This window comes from Mogibacterium diversum (genome assembly GCF_002998925.1).
Lineage (GTDB): Bacteria > Bacillota > Clostridia > Peptostreptococcales > Anaerovoracaceae > Mogibacterium > Mogibacterium diversum.
Window position 1 is genome coordinate 405665 of record NZ_CP027228.1, and the last position, 16869, is coordinate 422533.

The window sequence follows — 16869 nt, forward strand, 5'->3', positions numbered from 1 at the left end:
GCATTATGAAAGTATCACTAAATTGGGTAAAAAAATATATAGACATACCTGCGGAATTGACGAATTCTCAGATTGCATACGATTTAACCATGAGAACTGTAGAGGTTGAAGATGTTGTTGATACTGCTGAAAAGTTCCATGACATTGTCGTGGGAAAGATTACTGCAGTAAATGCTCATCCTAATGCAGATAAACTCAGAATTTGTATGGTAGATATAGGTGAATCCGAGGATGTACAGATTGTTTGTGGCGGGTCAAATTTGTACGAGGGCGAAAAGGTTGTTGTATCTAAGCCCGGTGCAGAGGTTTACTGGCATGGTGAAAGTGAACTCATGAAGATCAAGGAGACGAAGATGCGTGGAGTAGCTTCGTATGGTATGATCTGCGGAGCCGAGGAGGTTTATCTTGAAGATCTATATCCTGCAGATGATCCTACTGTAATTGTTGACCTCGGAGATATTGATGCAACTCCTGGACAGAACATAGCAGATGTTATTGGTATGAACGATACTGTTCTTGAGATTGATAATAAATCGCTTACCAATAGACCTGATTTATGGGGGCACTATGGGATTGCAAGGGAACTAGCTGCAATTTACAAACTCCCTTTGAAGCCTCTTGATGAATTTGTTGTACCGGAAGGATTACGGGAATATGAAGTTGAAATAGACTGTACTGAAAAATGCTATAGATATGCCTGCCTAGAGATTAGAAACTTATCTGTAAAAGATTCGCCTCTATGGATGAAAACCGCTATTATAAACGGTGGTATGAGACCAATCAATGCCATTGTCGATATAACCAACTATATAATGCTTAGTGTTGGACAGCCAACACACGCATTTGATAGAACTCACGTTACAGGTGAGAAGATTGTTGTTAGAAACGCTAAGTCTGATGAGAAACTGGAACTTCTCGATGGAGAAAATATTGAGCTTACTCATGAAGATCTGGTAATTTGCGATATTGAAGGACCTATTGCGCTAGCAGGAATCAGAGGTGGCAAGAAGGACTCTATACTTGATGATACAGTTGATGTTGTGCTTGAAGTGGCAAACTTTACAGCAGGAGCAATCAGAAATACAGGAAAACGTTTTGATGAGAAGACAGATGCTTCAATTAGGTATGAGAAAGGAATCGATACACAGAGGGTAGATCAGGGACTTGCTCTTGGGATTAAGCTATTTAAGGAAATATTCCCTGAGGCTGAATTCACAGCCTTTAAGGATGTAAATCCAATAGAAACAAAGAGGGCTGAAGTTGATTTGACAAAAGATTTCCTTGATACTAGACTTGGAAAAGTCCTGGATGATAATGAAATATCAGATACTTTGGGTCGTTTAGGCTTTGATGTTGAATTCAAAAATGGCGTATTCCATACTGTAGCACCTACATGGCGTTCAACAGGCGATATCTCGATGAGAGATGATGTGCTTGGTGAGATTGCAAGGCTGGTTGGTTACGAAAATTTTGAAGCAAAGCCACTACCTGTTAATTTTGAAAATGCAGTTCATCAAATTGAAATGGATCTTAACAGACATCTCAGAGAGCATCTAGCCTTTAGATGTGGTTTCAACGAGATATTTACTTATCCTTGGATTGATGAGAAGTATATAAAAGCCGCAAAGATTGATATGGCAAAGGGAGTTAGACTAGCGACACCTCCGGCTCCAGAGCTAGCAACTTTGAGACAGTCATTAGTACCTGGTGCTCTTGAAGCTGTCGTAAAGAACCTTAGGTATTACGATGAATTTAAGATTTTCGAGGTTGCTGAAGTATTTGAAAAGGGTGAATTCCACCCGTCATCAGAAGATGAAACACTACCAATCCACAAGCTTATGCTTACAGGTGCAGTAGTTGGCAAGGATGCAAAATCTTTATTCTTTGATGCGAAGGGAGTAGTGGAGTCCCTGCCAAGATACTGTCATATGAATGGATATCAGTTTAAGCAAGTCGAGAAACCATCTTGGGCCGATTCGGAAGTATACCTTAATATCCTAAATGATGATAAAGAGATTGTTGGATCGCTTGGCCTGGTTTCAGTTGCTACACTTTCTGATGCAGGTGTAAAGAAAGCTAGTGCTGCTGTATTTGAGCTAGATGTTAAGAAGCTGGTTCCATTTACATCAAGAACTAATGAATTTGAGCATTTGCCACAATTCCCACTTGTAGAGGAAGATTTATCGCTTTTAGCAGATGAAGATGTCAAATGGGAAGATATATATGAAGCAATCAAATATATGGCTAAGGAGGTTAGCTTCATAGAAGAATACAGAGGATCTCAAATCCCAGAAGGCAAGAAGTCCATCATGATTCGTATCAAGCTTGGAAATGATGATAGTACTATGACCGCTAAGCAGATTGAGAAGAAGACTAAGAATATCTTAAATGTACTTGCCAAGAAGACTGGCGTTACTCTCAGAGAAGAGTAATCAGGTGATGATTACGAACTAGACATGTGGTTTAAATTAATAAGGTCACTGCTTCGCCGCAGTGACCTTTTGTTATAAATAATGGAGTTATTTTTCATTACTGGAAAAGTATTTGTGAGTACTATAGACATTTGTAGCAGTAATATGTGATGAGGTTAGAAGCAGAATCTAAAACTAATCTGCAGAACGCATCAAGAGAACCTTGCCCTTATGTACTGAAATATGAGCCTGGTTAAGAATAATCTCATTTGAAATACAAAGTGTCGATGCTCGAGATATTGAGGCGTTATCGAGGTTATATTTAGCTCCGGTGATTGAAATGCCATCAGCAGCTGAATCTAATGATACAAGCGAAAAGAATCTGTAGTTAGAAATTGGTGTGAGAATCGTTGTACTACATGATTCGCCATCAAGCAGCTGCATAGAATTTTTTTCATCCATGAATTCGAGATGATCGAGTTTGCCAAGATATTTTTCAAGTAGACCTACATTACCAAGCGTATGATCTAGCCTGCCACCTATTCCACCATACACTGTTATGTCTCTAATACCCAGTTCGATTGCGTGATTGATAGCAGCTTCAGTATCAGTGAAATCCTTCTCAGACGGTAGTGTGATATAAAGGCAATCAAGGCGGTTGCTATTAATTGTGGAATCGAAATCCCCGATTACGCAGTCTGGCATTATGCCATATGTCTTCGCTATATCTACACCGCCATCTGCACATATAATGTAGTCGCTAATACTCGAGATAGCATTTAAATGTGATACATCTATCTTCTCAACAAATGATAGGATAATTAAAGCTTTATTATACATAGTGTCACCTTGTCCTTAAATCTTGAATTACTACTTTCAGTATATTACAATTAGAGACGATTCTAAACTAGAAAGTGAGTAATAATGACTGAAAATAATAATCATTACATTGTTCAAGAGGATCTAGGTGAGATCAGATACCTATCGATAATGCATATGAAGGATACTATGATTCAATATATCTTAGGGATCGTTATATTTTATGTATTTATGGATTTGGTACCTGCCGTCTTAGGTTTCTTTGTGCCTAGATCATACTTCAAGGTTGTTACAGGTGATATTGATCCCAAACTTCTAGCACAATTGCCAGATCTTGCGTTTTCATCTTTTATATATGTAGCTGCGCTCGGAGGCGTTCTTATGCTTGGGCGTTCATTCTATATATTGCGATACCTAAGAAATAATCAAATCGACTACCCGTCAATTCTCGATGGAGTTAGATTTTTCTTTAGTGCCACGCTCATTTATATAATCCAGATGACTGCGATATCAATACTAACAATGTTTTTGATAGTGCCAGGAGTGATTGCGTTTTACATGTTTAGGCAGGCATTCAACGTATTAGCTGAGGATCCATCGAAAAGTGCAGTGAGCTGCCTAGCAGAAAGTAGGAGGTTGATGGAGGGAAATAAGTTTCGTTTGTTTCAGCTAGACATGACATATATCCCGTTCATAATATTTTCCAGCCTACCACTAGTACTGTTTTCATATATGGGAATGCCTGAGGTGGGGAACTATACGAAATTAGTTGCAATTTTCATTACATTCATACTTAAACTCCCTATATATCATGCAATGGGGAATTTATTCTTTGGAGAGACGGTATTTTATGAACTAATGGTTGCAAAGGGCTTTAGTAATTTTATTTATAAGGGAGAAGCTGTTTTTCGAGCAGGTGCAAGAGCTAAGTACTTTAAGAAATAAATGAATTGAGTCGATAAGAAAATCTAAAACTAAGACTGAAATATCAGCTAATTAATAAAGCGGGGAACCTCATATTGAGAACCCCCGCTATTTACATGTGTAATTATGTAAAAAACATATTGCTACAAAGGTTAATTATGGATTACTAGGCTGACCTTGGTTGTTTCCTTGATTATTACCCTGATTACCTTGGTTGCCTTGATTGCCCTGATTACCTTGGTTATTGCCTTGGTTACCCTGGTTGTTACCTTGGTTATTGGAATTATTATTGCTACTCTGAGGTTGATTAGTTTGTTCCTGTTCTTCCTCGATAATCTCAGTTTCTTCAGATTCTTCGTCAGGTTTATTGCCTAATCCACCTTCTGTTCCCTTGGTGAAATATTCTCCGTTCTTATGTACAACATTAGAAGGGGCTGGCTTGTAGGAGCCTTTTCTAATATTAGGAACATTACGCATAATCCTCGACCACAGGCTTGCAGCAGAAACTGATGAAGAGGTTAGAGGTATATTTACATCGGTACCAATCCATAGTGAAGCTGCGTATTTTGGTGTGATTCCATCAAACCATATATCGTAGTTGCTGCTTGTGGTACCTGTCTTACCACCAACTTCAACACCAGAGATAGCTGCATTTGATCCTGTACCACCATTTACAACTGACTTAAGCATTGTAACCATAATGTAAGCAACACCTTCATCTAGAACCTTATGCTTCTTCTTTTCAGTTGTAAGAATTGTACGACCATCTCTATCAACAACTTTTGTAAAGACCCTGTTCTCTACACGAACACCACCGTTAGGGAAGGTAGCATATGCCTCCGCCATCTCGTAAGGTGAAACGCCTTTTGACAGACCGCCGAGAGCAAGTGCAGCAGGATTCATATCACCATTTGCTGACTTGTTGAGTGTACTAATTCCATATTTTTCAACCATACTAGCAGAATAATCTGCACCAATCTGCTCATATAATTTTACAGCAACAACGTTTGTCGACGTCTGCATACCCTTACGCATAGTCATAGGCCCAGAGTATCTATTGTTTGAATTCTTAGGCCAAATTCTGCCGTTAATCTTAATTGGTTCATCGATAATAACCGACGCGGCAGTTAGATAGTCACCGTAATTATCTGTTCCTTGCTTATCGTTACCTGGGTCGACAAGTGGATACTTCTGACCTTGCTCCGCATACTCATAACTTCTCTGGAGTGCCGCACTGTATACTGCGAGAGGTTTTATTGAAGAACCAGGCTGTCTAGGGTTAATAGCGCGATTATATAGTTGTTTTCCAGTAACACCACGACCACCGACCATAGCCTTTACTTTTCCGGTACCAACTTCAGTGATTACCATAGCTCCTTGTGGCTGAATAACTTTATCCTGAAGTATGTATAGCTTGTCAGTGAAAGCTGGATTTCCATCAACAGTAGTGACAAGTTTGCTGTTATTCTTTATAAACTTAGCACTGATCACAAGATTGCCAGATTTATCCATGGACTTGCTATTGCTTGGAATGTTGATATATCCGCCTGGAACTATATATAAGCTACTATTTTCTATTACATATGAAGGCTTTAGCTCAAGGCTATAATCAGTACCATTAGCCGTTGACGTCTTGTAAATATTTAGTCGCTTGTTCTTGTAGAGTGTGATTGAACCATCGGCGTTATTCTTGTACTCGCCATCCTGAAGTACGAATTTGTCGTCTTGAATCATATTATCGTATGCATAGAGTGTAATAGAACCTTTATCACTTACGATATTTCCTGAACTGTCTTTTTTAAGTCCAGTTAGTGAAGGGAAGTAGCTACCTTCATTAAATCCATCTTCAACAGCTTTCTGAGCCTTGGAATCCATGGTTGAGTATATCTTTAGACCACCATTGTAAACCATGTCATGAGCACTCTTGTAGTCTAGCTTGTACTTCTTCATAAGTGCTTTGATTACCTGGTTCACAGTATAATCAGTGAAATAAGAAGAGCTTGCATCGCTTCCCGAGCTCAATGAAGGGTTTAGGAAATCTACAAGATTAGCAGATTTATTATCCTCGTATTGGGCTTTTGTGATATACCCCTGATCGTACATAAGCTTAAGTGCAATCTGACGACGCGATTTTGAAATATCGTTCGCAATGTACGTCTTTCCACCAACCTTAATAGGAGTTGAAGTTTCTCTCGATGCTAGTGGAGAATCTGTATTTTGAACGAGTGAATAAGTATCTGGGGACTGTGGCATAGCAGCGAGTGCGGCACTTTCCTTTATGGAAAGTTCGCTTACACTCTTTGAAAAATAAGTCTTTGAAGCATTTTCAATACCGTAATTACCATACCCAAAGTAAATGCTGTTTACATATGCCGCAAAAATCTCTTTTTTAGTCAGAGTTTTCTCAATTTTAGCAGCATAATACATCTCTAGGATTTTACGACGAACTGATCTCTGACTCTTGATATTTGGGAGATACACGTTTCTTGCTAACTGCTGAGTAAGTGTACTAGTACCACGAATGTTACCATGTCCAAAGGAGGAGACTATAGCGCCGGCCATTCTCGTCCAATTGAAACCGTGATGCTTCCAGAATGTCTTGTCCTCAAGAGCTACAAATGCATCAACTGTGTGTTTTGGGATGTCTTTGTACTTAATGATAGTACGACTTTCTCCATTATTGACACTTCCAACACGCTTGCCAGTATCATCATAGATGATCGTATCTGTAGATATTTGATCATAGATTTTTGTTGGATCAATCTTAGGTGCAAAAGCTATAACTGCAGCCGCATAGATTGTAAACATAAGTGTCATGGCTATGCCCATCACAATAAAATTGCGAATAGCGTATTTTTTACTAAAAACACGAGCCTTATTCTTAATTTTTTTACCTGCTACCATAATATATTCACCAGCTCCAGGGGTGTAATACGGATTAGGCTTAGTAAATACTCGTTTTATAAACTGAACAGGGTGCCTAAAATCTCTCTTTAGGTTAAAACGAACGCCTTCGTCACGTGTTTTTGCTTTCTGCTCTTGTTTTAAAAGTTTCTTTTCTTCTTTTGCTCTTTTTCGTATTGATTTATCGTGCTTTGCAGCTTCAGCTTCAGCTCTAGCAACTTGTTCATGAAAAGCAGCCTTACCATCTTCGCTAATAATACGGGCCTTGCTACTAAGCGAGGCTTCGTCAGCAGTGGTATTGTGTTTAGCAGAATGCTTTTCAAGATTGTTCTTAAGTCTGTTCTTTTTCGCCTCTGCATCAGCCTTAGCAACCTGCTCATGGAAGGAAAGACCTTTTTTCTCGCTTCCGTTAGCAGCAGCCTGTGCACGCTTTTCCCGCTGTGCTTTTTCAAACTTCAATTGTGCTACATGATTTGCAACTATGCGCATTTCTTCAGAGGAAAGACGCTCGCCATTCTGTAGTCTCTTAATTAATTCTTTTATGTTTGTTGAATCGTTTCCCATAAATTGCCTCTTAAATAAAATATGACATATTATTCTACCATGAATCGCTTGAAAGATGAACATTTAGGACGATTTTAATGTGAAGATTGTATGTGCGTATTAGATGATCATTATCTGTATAAATTAAATATGTGCTGAAGGGAATTCCTGTGCGTGATAGCATCTGATAAATATATAAAAATTAATATAATAGACGCTTGTTAAGCGGTGGTGTTAAGTATGTTTAGAAGAAGAATTGTTGCTCTAAGCGTGTCTCTGGCGCTAGGTATTGTTGTTGCTGACATATTTATAAATAAGGGAAGTCCGGTTAAAGCTTTTTCGGTGACTGCATTATTTTTATTTTCTATTTATCGTATAGTTTGCATAAGAACAGCGATAGAACAGGGAATCACAAGAAAATATATAAGAAGGGATACTATTCTTTGCGCACTTATGTTCTGCGTTGGTTGCATGAATTATGCAATTCATGAACATGATATGAAACCAATGATGCCTAATAAACTATCAAATTATAATTATATTGAGGGACGAGTAATAGGTTATAAAGACAATGATAAAGGGCTTACGATTGATGTAAAAACCTATTCGCTAGGGAATGAAACTGTTGTTAGATGTCAGAAATTGAAAGGCTTTATTAGAGAGAGAGGTGATGGTTTCAAAGCTAGAACAAATGCTGGCTATAGTAATAAAAAAATTAAATACAAAGACATGGATCATAAACTTGGAACGAAACTTTATGGAAAGCTGGTAAAGGTGCAGGGAATAATAAAAGTTCCGACAGTAGCTCGTAATCCGGGATGTTTTGATTATAGGCGATATCTTCTAACTAAGAAGATTACATACACCATGAAGGTAATAAATATAAGCGAAATTAAAGGTGTGAAAACAAGCAAACTCTGGATTATGAGGCATTCTTTAAATAATACCAAAGAAGGCTTTGCAAGAAATGTATCGGATGGTAGAAATAAAGTGTATGGATTTATAAAAGGTGTAACCTTTGGAGATACTGATGACATAGACGAAGATACAATCGATGAGTTTCGGGAAAATACTACGGCGCATGTACTTGCCGTTAGTGGATTACACGTTGGGGTAATATATGGGATGCTAAGGCTCATGGCTATGGGGCGCCATGGAGGAATCGTAGGAGTTCTGACGATGTTAGCAATGCTTGGATATGGTGAACTCACTACTTGGAATGTTTCGACTACAAGAGCGGTAATTCTTACATGTACTGCAATTATGGGCTTTTATCTAAAGCGCCCGTTCGATTTATTATCTTCATTGGCTCTATCTTTTATTATGCTGCTGATATATAATCCGTTCTTGCTTTTCAGCGCTAGTTTTCAAATGTCGTTTCTTGCGGTGTGTGGAATTGCTTTTCTCACTGATCCACTTGGCAGATTAATTGGAAAGAGAGGAGGGTTTTTACTAGCGATTCAGCTCTCGATGATTCCTTATACGATGTTTACGTTTAACAAAATTAATCCAATAGGATTTCTGATAAATGTACCAATTGTTGCATTAATAGGTATGCTAGTGCCATTCTCTATATTCGGACTAGCAACGTACTCAATAATCGGTAAAGTTGGAATAATAATTAAAAGCCAGATATTTTATCTGACAGAAATCATAATTAGGCTCAATCACTTGCTTAATATGGGTGGTAAATTCTCATATTCCATTAGCTCTATGAAAATAGCGACATTAATTGCAATCTATGCATTGCTATTTTACATATGTTCAGAGTTCAATATCGTTATGATACTCCGAAAACGTTACTTAGTCGTATTGCAATCAGTGATACTCATTTTATGTATGTCTATTACAATAGGTTATGCGTACCGAAATTTATTTTTGGATTATGAATTGGTATTTATTGATGTCGGACAGGGTGATGGGATACACATACGAACTGACAATTATGATGTACTTCTAGATGGTGGTGGAGAAAGGAAACGTAATATCGGGGAGAAGGTGCTAAAAGAGTACTTTTTGAAGAATGGCTGTAGCAATCTAGATATAAGCATATTTACCCACATGCACATGGATCACTGTAAAGGTGCCATGGAGTTAGGCGAAGTGTATCCTGTAAAACAGTATATGGTTCCGTATCCATACAGATACCAAGTGAAGGGGAGACATTTAAATTTAGTTAGATTCAAAGATAAGATAAGGCTAGAAAAAGGCGTTTGGATAGAAGCTATTTGGCCTATGGATGATAGGATAGCGACGAGTGAATCTGATGATAATGAATTAAATACCGTATACATACTGCACTATAAGGGCGTTAAGATAATGTTAACTGGGGACCTAGTTGAGGCAGATGAACTGGATATGATAGAATACTACAAATCTACTGACGTGTTAAAATGCGATATACTTAAAGTAGCGCATCACGGAAGCAGGTATAGCTCTAATGAAAAGTTTATAGATGCTGTAAACCCGAGAATTGCAATTATCCAGGTTGGTGAACATAATACATATGGCCATCCTAATGCAGGAGTAATAGAGCGCTTTAAAAAGCGTGGGATTAGTGTCTATAGAAATGATAAAGAAGGAGCTATTGGCGTAGATATTAGTAATAACAAGATTAGAATCGATAGGATGATTAAGGATGTCGTTTAAAGAGTTTAGTAAAGATATAAAGAGTGGCGTAATAGGCAGTAATATTTTTCTCTATGGCGAAGAGGGATTCCTTACTGACTGGGCTGTAAAGGGAATTGTAGAAAGCAATTCGAGTGAGGTTGACAGAAAATACGTGGTAACAGATCTCGATGGAGAGACTGTAACAGCGCAGGAAATCGTTGAAACTGCTAATACCATGACCATGTTTGCCAGCACAAGGGTATTGACGGTTAAAAATTATCAGCCACTAATAAAAAAGAGCTCCGTAACTGAAACTGCTCCGATTCTAGAGTATCTCAGCAGCCCAAATCCATCGACGATTCTCTTATTTTATCTGGAGCCACTTGTGAGCCCTGGCAAGAAGGAGAAGTTAAATGCTTTTGCTAGCAAAGTATCGGGGTTATGCAGTACATATAATTTCGAGAGGCTGAATCCATCGGAACTTAAATCATTTGTAAACAAGCGAATTCGCTCAGCCGGAAAGCTGATTGGTGCTCGCGATATGGATTACCTCGTAGATATATCCGGATATCTCAATAATGACAGCGAATATGATTTATACAGGATGGAATCGGACCTTACGAAGCTAGTAAATGCTTCTGATGAAGATAGTGTATCAAAGCAGCTCATAGAAGAGATAATGGTTGGTGATAAGGATAGATTTGTGTTTAACTTCATTGACTATCTACTAGCTGGTAAGAAAAACATGGCTATGCAGCTTTTGATAAATACCATTTCTGCTGGTGAAAACTCAAAAGGTAAAGGAAATGTTTTCTCACTTGCGTCTACGTTAATAGGTCAGTTTGAGATTATGTATGATTCGCTAGAACTAGATGACGAAGGTATGCCTATCAAGGCTATGGCTAAGAACCTTGGAGTGAATGAGTATCGTTTAAAAAAGGCATACTCTGCAGCTAGAAAAGTTGGTAAGCCTAAGATAAAAAAAGCATTAATTGAGCTATACGATACTGATAGATTGCTAAAGACAGGCGAGATGGATAAGAATACATCACTTGAGCTATTTGTCTTTAACTGGTAGCTAATGTAAAAGTACACAAAAATCACCGATAATAAACAAGATAAACGGAAAAAGCTTGAGGCTGTACCTCAAGCTTTATTTTTTAACTGATGCGACTAGCTCTTTTGCAGCTTCAAGTGCATTGCTGCTGTTTGGAGCACCGCTTATTAATCTAGCAAGCATCTCAAGTTTGCCTGCCTCATCTAGGTGAGTGATAACCGTATGAGATTTACCTTCTGAAATCTCTTTATCAATCGAGAAGTTATCATCTCCAGAAGCGGCAATTTGAGGTAAGTGAGTGATACATAATATCTGTCTATGATTGGCAATCTCGCTAAGTTTATGACCTACTACAAGTGCGGTCTTACCGCTGATTCCAGTATCAATTTCGTCAAAGATCATGGTTTCAACGCTGTCACTACTACCGATGATATGCTTGAAGGCGAGCATGATTCGAGAAATTTCACCGCCAGAGGCAATCTTTGCCATCGGTCTCAGAGGTTCACCTGGGTTAGTAGATATCAGGAATTCAACACCGTCATATCCGAGTTCAGAGATGTCGTCATGTCTTGTTATATCGATCTTGAATTCGGAATTTGCAAAAGCAAGGTCCTGAAGTTCCTTGATTATCTCTCTTTCAAGTGAAGCAGCATTGGCCTTTCTAATATTGCTGACTACTTCAGCCTGCGCTTCAAGTTCGCTATATCTTTTGTCGATAAGCTCGGCAAGTCTTTTCTTCTCATCGTCAAGATTATGGATTACGCCTAGCTTACTATCGAGCTCTTCTTTGTATGCGATAATCTCTTCGATGCTCATATTGTATTTTCGCTTAGCATCCTCAATTACACTTAGCCTTGACGATACAAGATCTATCTCTTCCTCTGAGAAGTTGATAGATTCACTTGTATTCCTAAGGTTAGAAGAGATATCTTCAAGGCCATAGTATAGCTCTGAGAAGCTCTCTGATAGTTCGCCTAGCTCTTCGCTGTATGATGCAATGCTCTGAAGCTGATTCATACATGAGCCAATAACACTGAGAACAGGAGGATCTTCAGTTAGCTTGCTATATGAACCGGCAACGGCCTCGTATATTCGCTCGCTGTTACGCATCAATTCTAGCTGCTCTCTTAACTCATCATCTTCACCAGGCTGTAAATCAAGGTTGTCTATGTAGTCAAACTCGAACTGATAGAAGTCCTGCTGTCTACGCGATTCTGACTCGCTTCGGAGTAGCTGATCGTATTCACGTTTGACTTCATGATATAGTTTATAAAGGTCACTAAGTTTACTGAGCTCCTTATCGATAGATCCGTGATTATAGCTATCGGTGATGAGTATATGGTTTTCTGGATCGAGTATCTGCTGGTTATCGTACTGGCCGTGGATGTCAACAAATTCACTGCAAAACTCTCTTAGTTTTGCCAGAGAAACTATCTCTCCATTAAGCTTTGCAACACTTTTTCCTGACCTAAGAAGCTCTCGTGAGATAATAACATCTTCCTCTCCAATATGGCCGACAACTTGAATAAGGGCTTTATCTGTGCCATTTCTGATCATAGAAATATCAGCACGGTCCCCGAGGGCTGTGCTAATGGCCTGCACTAGTACAGATTTACCAGATCCCGTCTCACCAGTGATGATATTGAGAGAGGAACCAAGATCAAATGCCATATGTTCAATTGTCGCAAAATTAGTGATTTCAATACGATCGAGCATTAAGATACCTCAATTTTAATTTATTCTCTTAGGGCAATCATGTCTTCAAACACTTTGAGAATTGCTGCAACATATTCTTCATGTTCAGCAATAATAAGTAGAGTGTTATCTCCGGCAACTGAGCCCACAACGTGTTCGAGCTTCAGACAGTCGATGGCTTCAGCTGCGGCATTTCCACAGCCAGAAAGTGTCTTTACTACGATGAGATTCTGTGCCGAAGCATAGGAGACGATAGTCTCTCTAAAAATTTTGATAAACCTTTCAGAAATCGGCTGAATGTCGAACTTCCCTGATGTGTACTTATAGCGATCCTTATCAATTGATACCTTAACGAGCTGCAGCTCTTTAATATCCCTAGAGATAGTCGCTTGAGTTACTTTGTAGCCTTCCTGCTCGAGTAGATCTTGTAGCTGATCTTGTGTCTCTACTACGTGCTTTTGGATTAGTTCTAATATCTTATTCTGTCTTGAGTAACGCATCTGTCCTCCCAATGATAAAAAGGTTTTCTGTACACAACACACAATAAATTATAGCATAAATTTGCAAGTGAATGAATAAATACGAAACATTAACACTCGTTGTCCTGATTAATAGACAAAATGGCCTGTTTTTGGTAAAATATCGGAGGTGATTAATGATGAGAATTATAGGAATAGACCCAGGTTATGCCATCATGGGATATGGCATTTTAGACTATAATGGCAACCGCTTTAAGACCGTCCATTACGGTTCAATTGAGACGAAGGCGGGAGTGCCGATGCCTGAGCGGTTAAAGTTGCTCTACGACGGGCTGACTGAAATAATTCAGGAGTACAAGCCAGACGAAGCGTCGATAGAGGAGCTTTTTTTTAATAGAAATGTTACGACGGCTATCGGCGTAGGTGAGGCACGAGGAATCGCTCTGCTCGCATGCGTTGAGGGTGGGCTTTCGGTGTCTGAATACACACCAATGCAGATTAAACAAGCCCTTGTAGGCTACGGAAAGGCGGAGAAGAAGCAGGTTCAGACAATGGTCAAGACCATTCTGAATCTAAAGGAAGTCCCTAAGCCTGACGATACAGCTGACGCAGTTGCTGCTGCTATCTGTCACGCACATTCGCGTAATTCCAGAGTGATTGGGAGATAAGAGATAATGATAAGAAATATCAAAGGTGAATACCTTTATTATGACAAGGGATCAATGATTATCGAGACGAGCGGAGGAATCGGCTTTCGCATATACGTTGCGGATACTTCGCCGCTACTTCTCCATCGAGAGGGTGATATTGTAAATATATTTACGTACATGCAGGTCAAGGAAGATGGCATGTCGCTTTATGGTTTCTCAAAGCTTGATTCTTTGAATCTGTTCGAACAGCTAATCACCGTAAAAGGTGTTGGCCCCAAGGCGGGTCTCGCGATTATGTCGACGGGGTCAGCTGATGAGATTAAATACAGTATCGCCAATAAAGATGCTACTGCAATTGCTAAGGCACAGGGTGTAGGCAAGAAGACTGCGGAGCGTGTAATTCTTGAGCTATGCGATAAGGTTGACTCGGTTCCTATGCCAGATATGGGAGGAACGACTCCAGTTCCTATTCCTGGGCTTGATAAAGCGAGGCAAGAAGCTGTTATGGCACTCACTACACTTGGTTATTCGAAAACTGAGGCTGAAGATGCAATCGGTCACGTAACCGATGAAGGACTTGATACGGAGACTTACATCAAGAAAGCTCTTAAGTATCTGCTATAGAAGAAGGATTGGGAAATGCTAGATAACATCACATCAACTAAGGTTATACCGAATGAGATAAACGGGGAGTTCACGCTCAGACCCCAGTATCTAAGTGAGTACTGCGGTCAGTCAGTTGCGAAGGAGAACTTGTCTATATATATTGAAGCTGCTAAGAAGCGCGGTGAGTCACTAGACCACGTGCTTTTCTACGGACCTCCAGGTCTTGGTAAGACTACACTTGCAAATATTATTGCAAATGAACTTGGAGTAGACATCAAGATTACGTCAGGACCCGCAATCAGCAGGGCTGGCGACTTAGCCGCTATTCTTACGAATTTAAATGAGAATGACGTCCTCTTCATAGATGAGATTCACAGGCTAAATCGTTCAGTTGAAGAGGTCCTGTATTCCGCTATGGAAGACTTTGCACTAGATATCATTATCGGAAAAGGACCTGCGGCTAGATCTCTTCGAATTGATATCGCAAAATTCACGTTAGTCGGAGCTACAACGAGGGCTGGAAGCCTTTCAGCACCATTAAGAGATAGATTTGGAATAATCACAAAATTCGAATTCTATACTCACGAGGAAATCAGGAATATTCTACTTCGCTCTGCAAAGGTTCTCGGCATAGAGATAGACGATGAGTCCCTCGATGAATTAGCTAGCAGATCGAGAGGGACACCAAGAATCGGAAATAGACTGCTCAAGAGGGCGAGGGATTTTAGTGAAGTTATAAGTGATGGACAGCTTAATATCGAAGTGACACGTAAAGCACTAGAAGCACTCGGCGTGGATGAACTCGGACTGGATAAGCTAGACAGGCAGATCCTCGAGACGATAATCAAGAGCTTTGGCGGTGGACCGGTTGGAATTGAAACTATTGCTAGTGCGATCGGCGAAGAGAGGGTGACACTCGAGGATGTCAATGAACCGTTCCTCATTCAGTCAGACCTCATGTACCGTACGCAGAAAGGACGTATGGTTACTAAGCTTGCATATGAATACCTAGGACTGATGTCCTATTACAAAGAAGATTAATAAGGGGCGCGGCGGATATGTGCTATATGTATCCGTAATCGCGCCTCGCTGATTAGAACTGGAGAATACAGAATAAATGAGACTAGAAGATTTTGATTACGAGCTTCCGAGAGAGCTAATCGCCCAGACACCGTCGCTAAAAAGGGATGAGTGTAGGCTGATGGTGCTCGATAGAGCTAAGAATACGATAGAGCATAGACATTTCTACGATATTCTAGAGTACCTGCATGAAGGCGACTGTCTTGTCGTAAATGATTCGAGGGTAATTCCTGCAAGACTGTACGGAATCAAAGAGAAGACGGGTGCACATATAGAGCTACTTCTTATCAAACGCCTAGAGGGTGATAAGTGGGAGAGCCTTGTTAAGCCTGGAAAGAGACTTAAGGAAGGCGATACTGTGGTTCTAGATGAGAACAAGCTTTTTAAGGCGAACATCTTAGGTTTTAAAGACAAAGAAAACGGAACACGTATAATAGAGTTCGAATACGAAGGTATATTTATGGAACGCCTCGAAGAAATTGGAAGTATGCCACTTCCACCGTATATCGAGCGAGACGCGGAAAATGACGATAAGGAGAGATATCAGACCGTATACAGCAAGGTGGATGGGTCTGTGGCTGCTCCGACGGCAGGTCTTCATTTTACAGATGAACTACTTGAGAAGGTGAGGGAAAAAGGCGTCGAAATCGCGTACGTAACACTTCATGTCGGCATCGGAACCTTTAGACCGGTCAAGGTGGATAATATCGAGGACCACAAGATGCATTTTGAGGAATACACCATAGCCCCTGAGACGGCTGAAACCATAAACCGAGCAATTAGAGAGGGCAGGAGGGTTATATCCGTTGGCACGACCTCTACGAGAACTCTTGAGAGTGCTGCAAAGCAGGTTGACGGTGTGTGGCAGATTGAGAGCGGACATAGCAGCACAGGGATATTCATTTATCCGGGGTATAAATATAAGGTCGTGGATGGACTTATTACAAATTTCCACCTTCCAAAGTCGACTCTGATCATGCTTGTCTCGGCGCTATACGATAGGGAGCACATTATTGCGGCTTATGAAGAGGCTGTGCGTGAGAGATATAAGTTCTTTAGCTACGGCGATGCGATGTTTATAAAGTAGGAGT

Annotated in this window: 12 protein-coding genes; 8 read left to right on the forward strand and 4 right to left on the reverse strand. The window is 39.9% G+C overall.

Features of this window, described 5'->3' with window-relative positions; genetic code table 11:
* The first annotated feature begins 5 nt into the window (after positions 1-5).
* Positions 6-2432 carry a phenylalanine--tRNA ligase subunit beta gene (pheT, locus tag C5Q96_RS01920; protein WP_106056685.1) on the forward strand — a complete coding sequence of 809 codons (2427 nt, stop codon included), beginning with the start codon at positions 6-8 and terminating at the stop codon, positions 2430-2432.
* A gap of 174 nt (positions 2433-2606) precedes the next feature.
* On the opposite strand, the gene C5Q96_RS01925 is transcribed toward pheT, so the two are convergent.
* A complete protein-coding gene (locus tag C5Q96_RS01925) occupies positions 2607-3251 on the reverse strand; it encodes a thiamine diphosphokinase (protein WP_106056688.1) in 645 nt (214 codons plus the stop codon).
* Positions 3252-3335: 84 nt separating this feature from the next.
* On the opposite strand from C5Q96_RS01925, the gene C5Q96_RS01930 reads away from it, so the two are divergent.
* On the forward strand, positions 3336-4175 hold the full coding sequence (locus C5Q96_RS01930) for a DUF975 family protein (RefSeq protein WP_106056690.1): 840 nt from the start codon (positions 3336-3338) through the stop codon (positions 4173-4175).
* A gap of 135 nt (positions 4176-4310) precedes the next feature.
* On the opposite strand, the gene C5Q96_RS01935 is transcribed toward C5Q96_RS01930, so the two are convergent.
* The gene (locus C5Q96_RS01935) at positions 4311-7622 is read right to left on the reverse strand and encodes a transglycosylase domain-containing protein (RefSeq protein WP_158696658.1); all 3312 of its coding nucleotides are present in this window, start codon (positions 7620-7622) and stop codon (positions 4311-4313) included.
* A 219-nt stretch (positions 7623-7841) separates the two neighbouring features.
* Here C5Q96_RS01935 and C5Q96_RS01940 point away from each other — a divergent pair, with 219 nt between their 5' ends.
* Positions 7842-10250, forward strand: a complete 2409-nt coding sequence (locus tag C5Q96_RS01940; protein ID WP_106056694.1) for a DNA internalization-related competence protein ComEC/Rec2 — start codon at positions 7842-7844, stop codon at positions 10248-10250.
* Entirely contained in the window at positions 10240-11289 is a 1050-nt protein-coding gene (gene holA, locus C5Q96_RS01945) for a DNA polymerase III subunit delta (RefSeq protein WP_106056696.1), read from the forward strand. The genes C5Q96_RS01940 and holA overlap by 11 nt, the downstream gene beginning before the upstream one ends.
* A 75-nt stretch (positions 11290-11364) precedes the next feature.
* Here the strand turns inward: holA and recN are convergent, their stop codons facing one another.
* A complete protein-coding gene (recN, locus tag C5Q96_RS01950; RefSeq protein WP_106056698.1) occupies positions 11365-12984 on the reverse strand; it encodes a DNA repair protein RecN in 1620 nt (539 codons plus the stop codon).
* A 20-nt stretch (positions 12985-13004) separates the two neighbouring features.
* On the reverse strand, positions 13005-13463 hold the full coding sequence (locus C5Q96_RS01955) for an arginine repressor (RefSeq protein ID WP_106056700.1): 459 nt from the start codon (positions 13461-13463) through the stop codon (positions 13005-13007).
* Positions 13464-13621: 158 nt separating this feature from the next.
* On the opposite strand from C5Q96_RS01955, the gene ruvC reads away from it, so the two are divergent.
* The 4 genes from ruvC (at position 13622) to queA (ending at position 16865) form a co-directional block, all read left to right on the forward strand.
* Complete coding sequence (gene ruvC, locus C5Q96_RS01960; protein WP_106057980.1) at positions 13622-14110, forward strand: crossover junction endodeoxyribonuclease RuvC; 489 nt, start codon at positions 13622-13624, stop codon at positions 14108-14110.
* A 6-nt stretch (positions 14111-14116) separates the two neighbouring features.
* Positions 14117-14716, forward strand: coding sequence for a Holliday junction branch migration protein RuvA (ruvA, locus tag C5Q96_RS01965; protein WP_106056701.1), 600 nt, complete (start codon positions 14117-14119; stop codon positions 14714-14716).
* Positions 14717-14731: 15 nt separating this feature from the next.
* Positions 14732-15739 carry a Holliday junction branch migration DNA helicase RuvB gene (ruvB, locus tag C5Q96_RS01970; RefSeq protein WP_106056703.1) on the forward strand — a complete coding sequence of 336 codons (1008 nt, stop codon included), beginning with the start codon at positions 14732-14734 and terminating at the stop codon, positions 15737-15739.
* 76 nt (positions 15740-15815) lie between these two features.
* A complete protein-coding gene (queA, locus tag C5Q96_RS01975) occupies positions 15816-16865 on the forward strand; it encodes a tRNA preQ1(34) S-adenosylmethionine ribosyltransferase-isomerase QueA (protein ID WP_106056705.1) in 1050 nt (349 codons plus the stop codon).
* Positions 16866-16869: the final 4 nt, after the last annotated feature.

What these genes read in the sequence shown, in the direction of transcription:
- C5Q96_RS01940 (WP_106056694.1), top strand. Translation starts at nt 7,842, where the DNA reads ATGTTTAGAAGAAGAATTGTTGCTCTAAGCGTGTCTCTGGCGCTAGGT.
- recN (WP_106056698.1), bottom strand. Translation starts at nt 12,984, where the DNA reads ATGCTCGATCGTATTGAAATCACTAATTTTGCGACAATTGAACATATG.
- ruvB (WP_106056703.1), top strand. Translation starts at nt 14,732, where the DNA reads ATGCTAGATAACATCACATCAACTAAGGTTATACCGAATGAGATAAAC.
- C5Q96_RS01935 (WP_158696658.1), bottom strand. Translation starts at nt 7,622, where the DNA reads ATGGGAAACGATTCAACAAACATAAAAGAATTAATTAAGAGACTACAG.
- C5Q96_RS01955 (WP_106056700.1), bottom strand. Translation starts at nt 13,463, where the DNA reads ATGCGTTACTCAAGACAGAATAAGATATTAGAACTAATCCAAAAGCAC.
- C5Q96_RS01930 (WP_106056690.1), top strand. Translation starts at nt 3,336, where the DNA reads ATGACTGAAAATAATAATCATTACATTGTTCAAGAGGATCTAGGTGAG.
- pheT (WP_106056685.1), top strand. Translation starts at nt 6, where the DNA reads ATGAAAGTATCACTAAATTGGGTAAAAAAATATATAGACATACCTGCG.
- C5Q96_RS01925 (WP_106056688.1), bottom strand. Translation starts at nt 3,251, where the DNA reads ATGTATAATAAAGCTTTAATTATCCTATCATTTGTTGAGAAGATAGAT.
- holA (WP_106056696.1), top strand. Translation starts at nt 10,240, where the DNA reads ATGTCGTTTAAAGAGTTTAGTAAAGATATAAAGAGTGGCGTAATAGGC.
- queA (WP_106056705.1), top strand. Translation starts at nt 15,816, where the DNA reads ATGAGACTAGAAGATTTTGATTACGAGCTTCCGAGAGAGCTAATCGCC.
- ruvC (WP_106057980.1), top strand. Translation starts at nt 13,622, where the DNA reads ATGAGAATTATAGGAATAGACCCAGGTTATGCCATCATGGGATATGGC.
- ruvA (WP_106056701.1), top strand. Translation starts at nt 14,117, where the DNA reads ATGATAAGAAATATCAAAGGTGAATACCTTTATTATGACAAGGGATCA.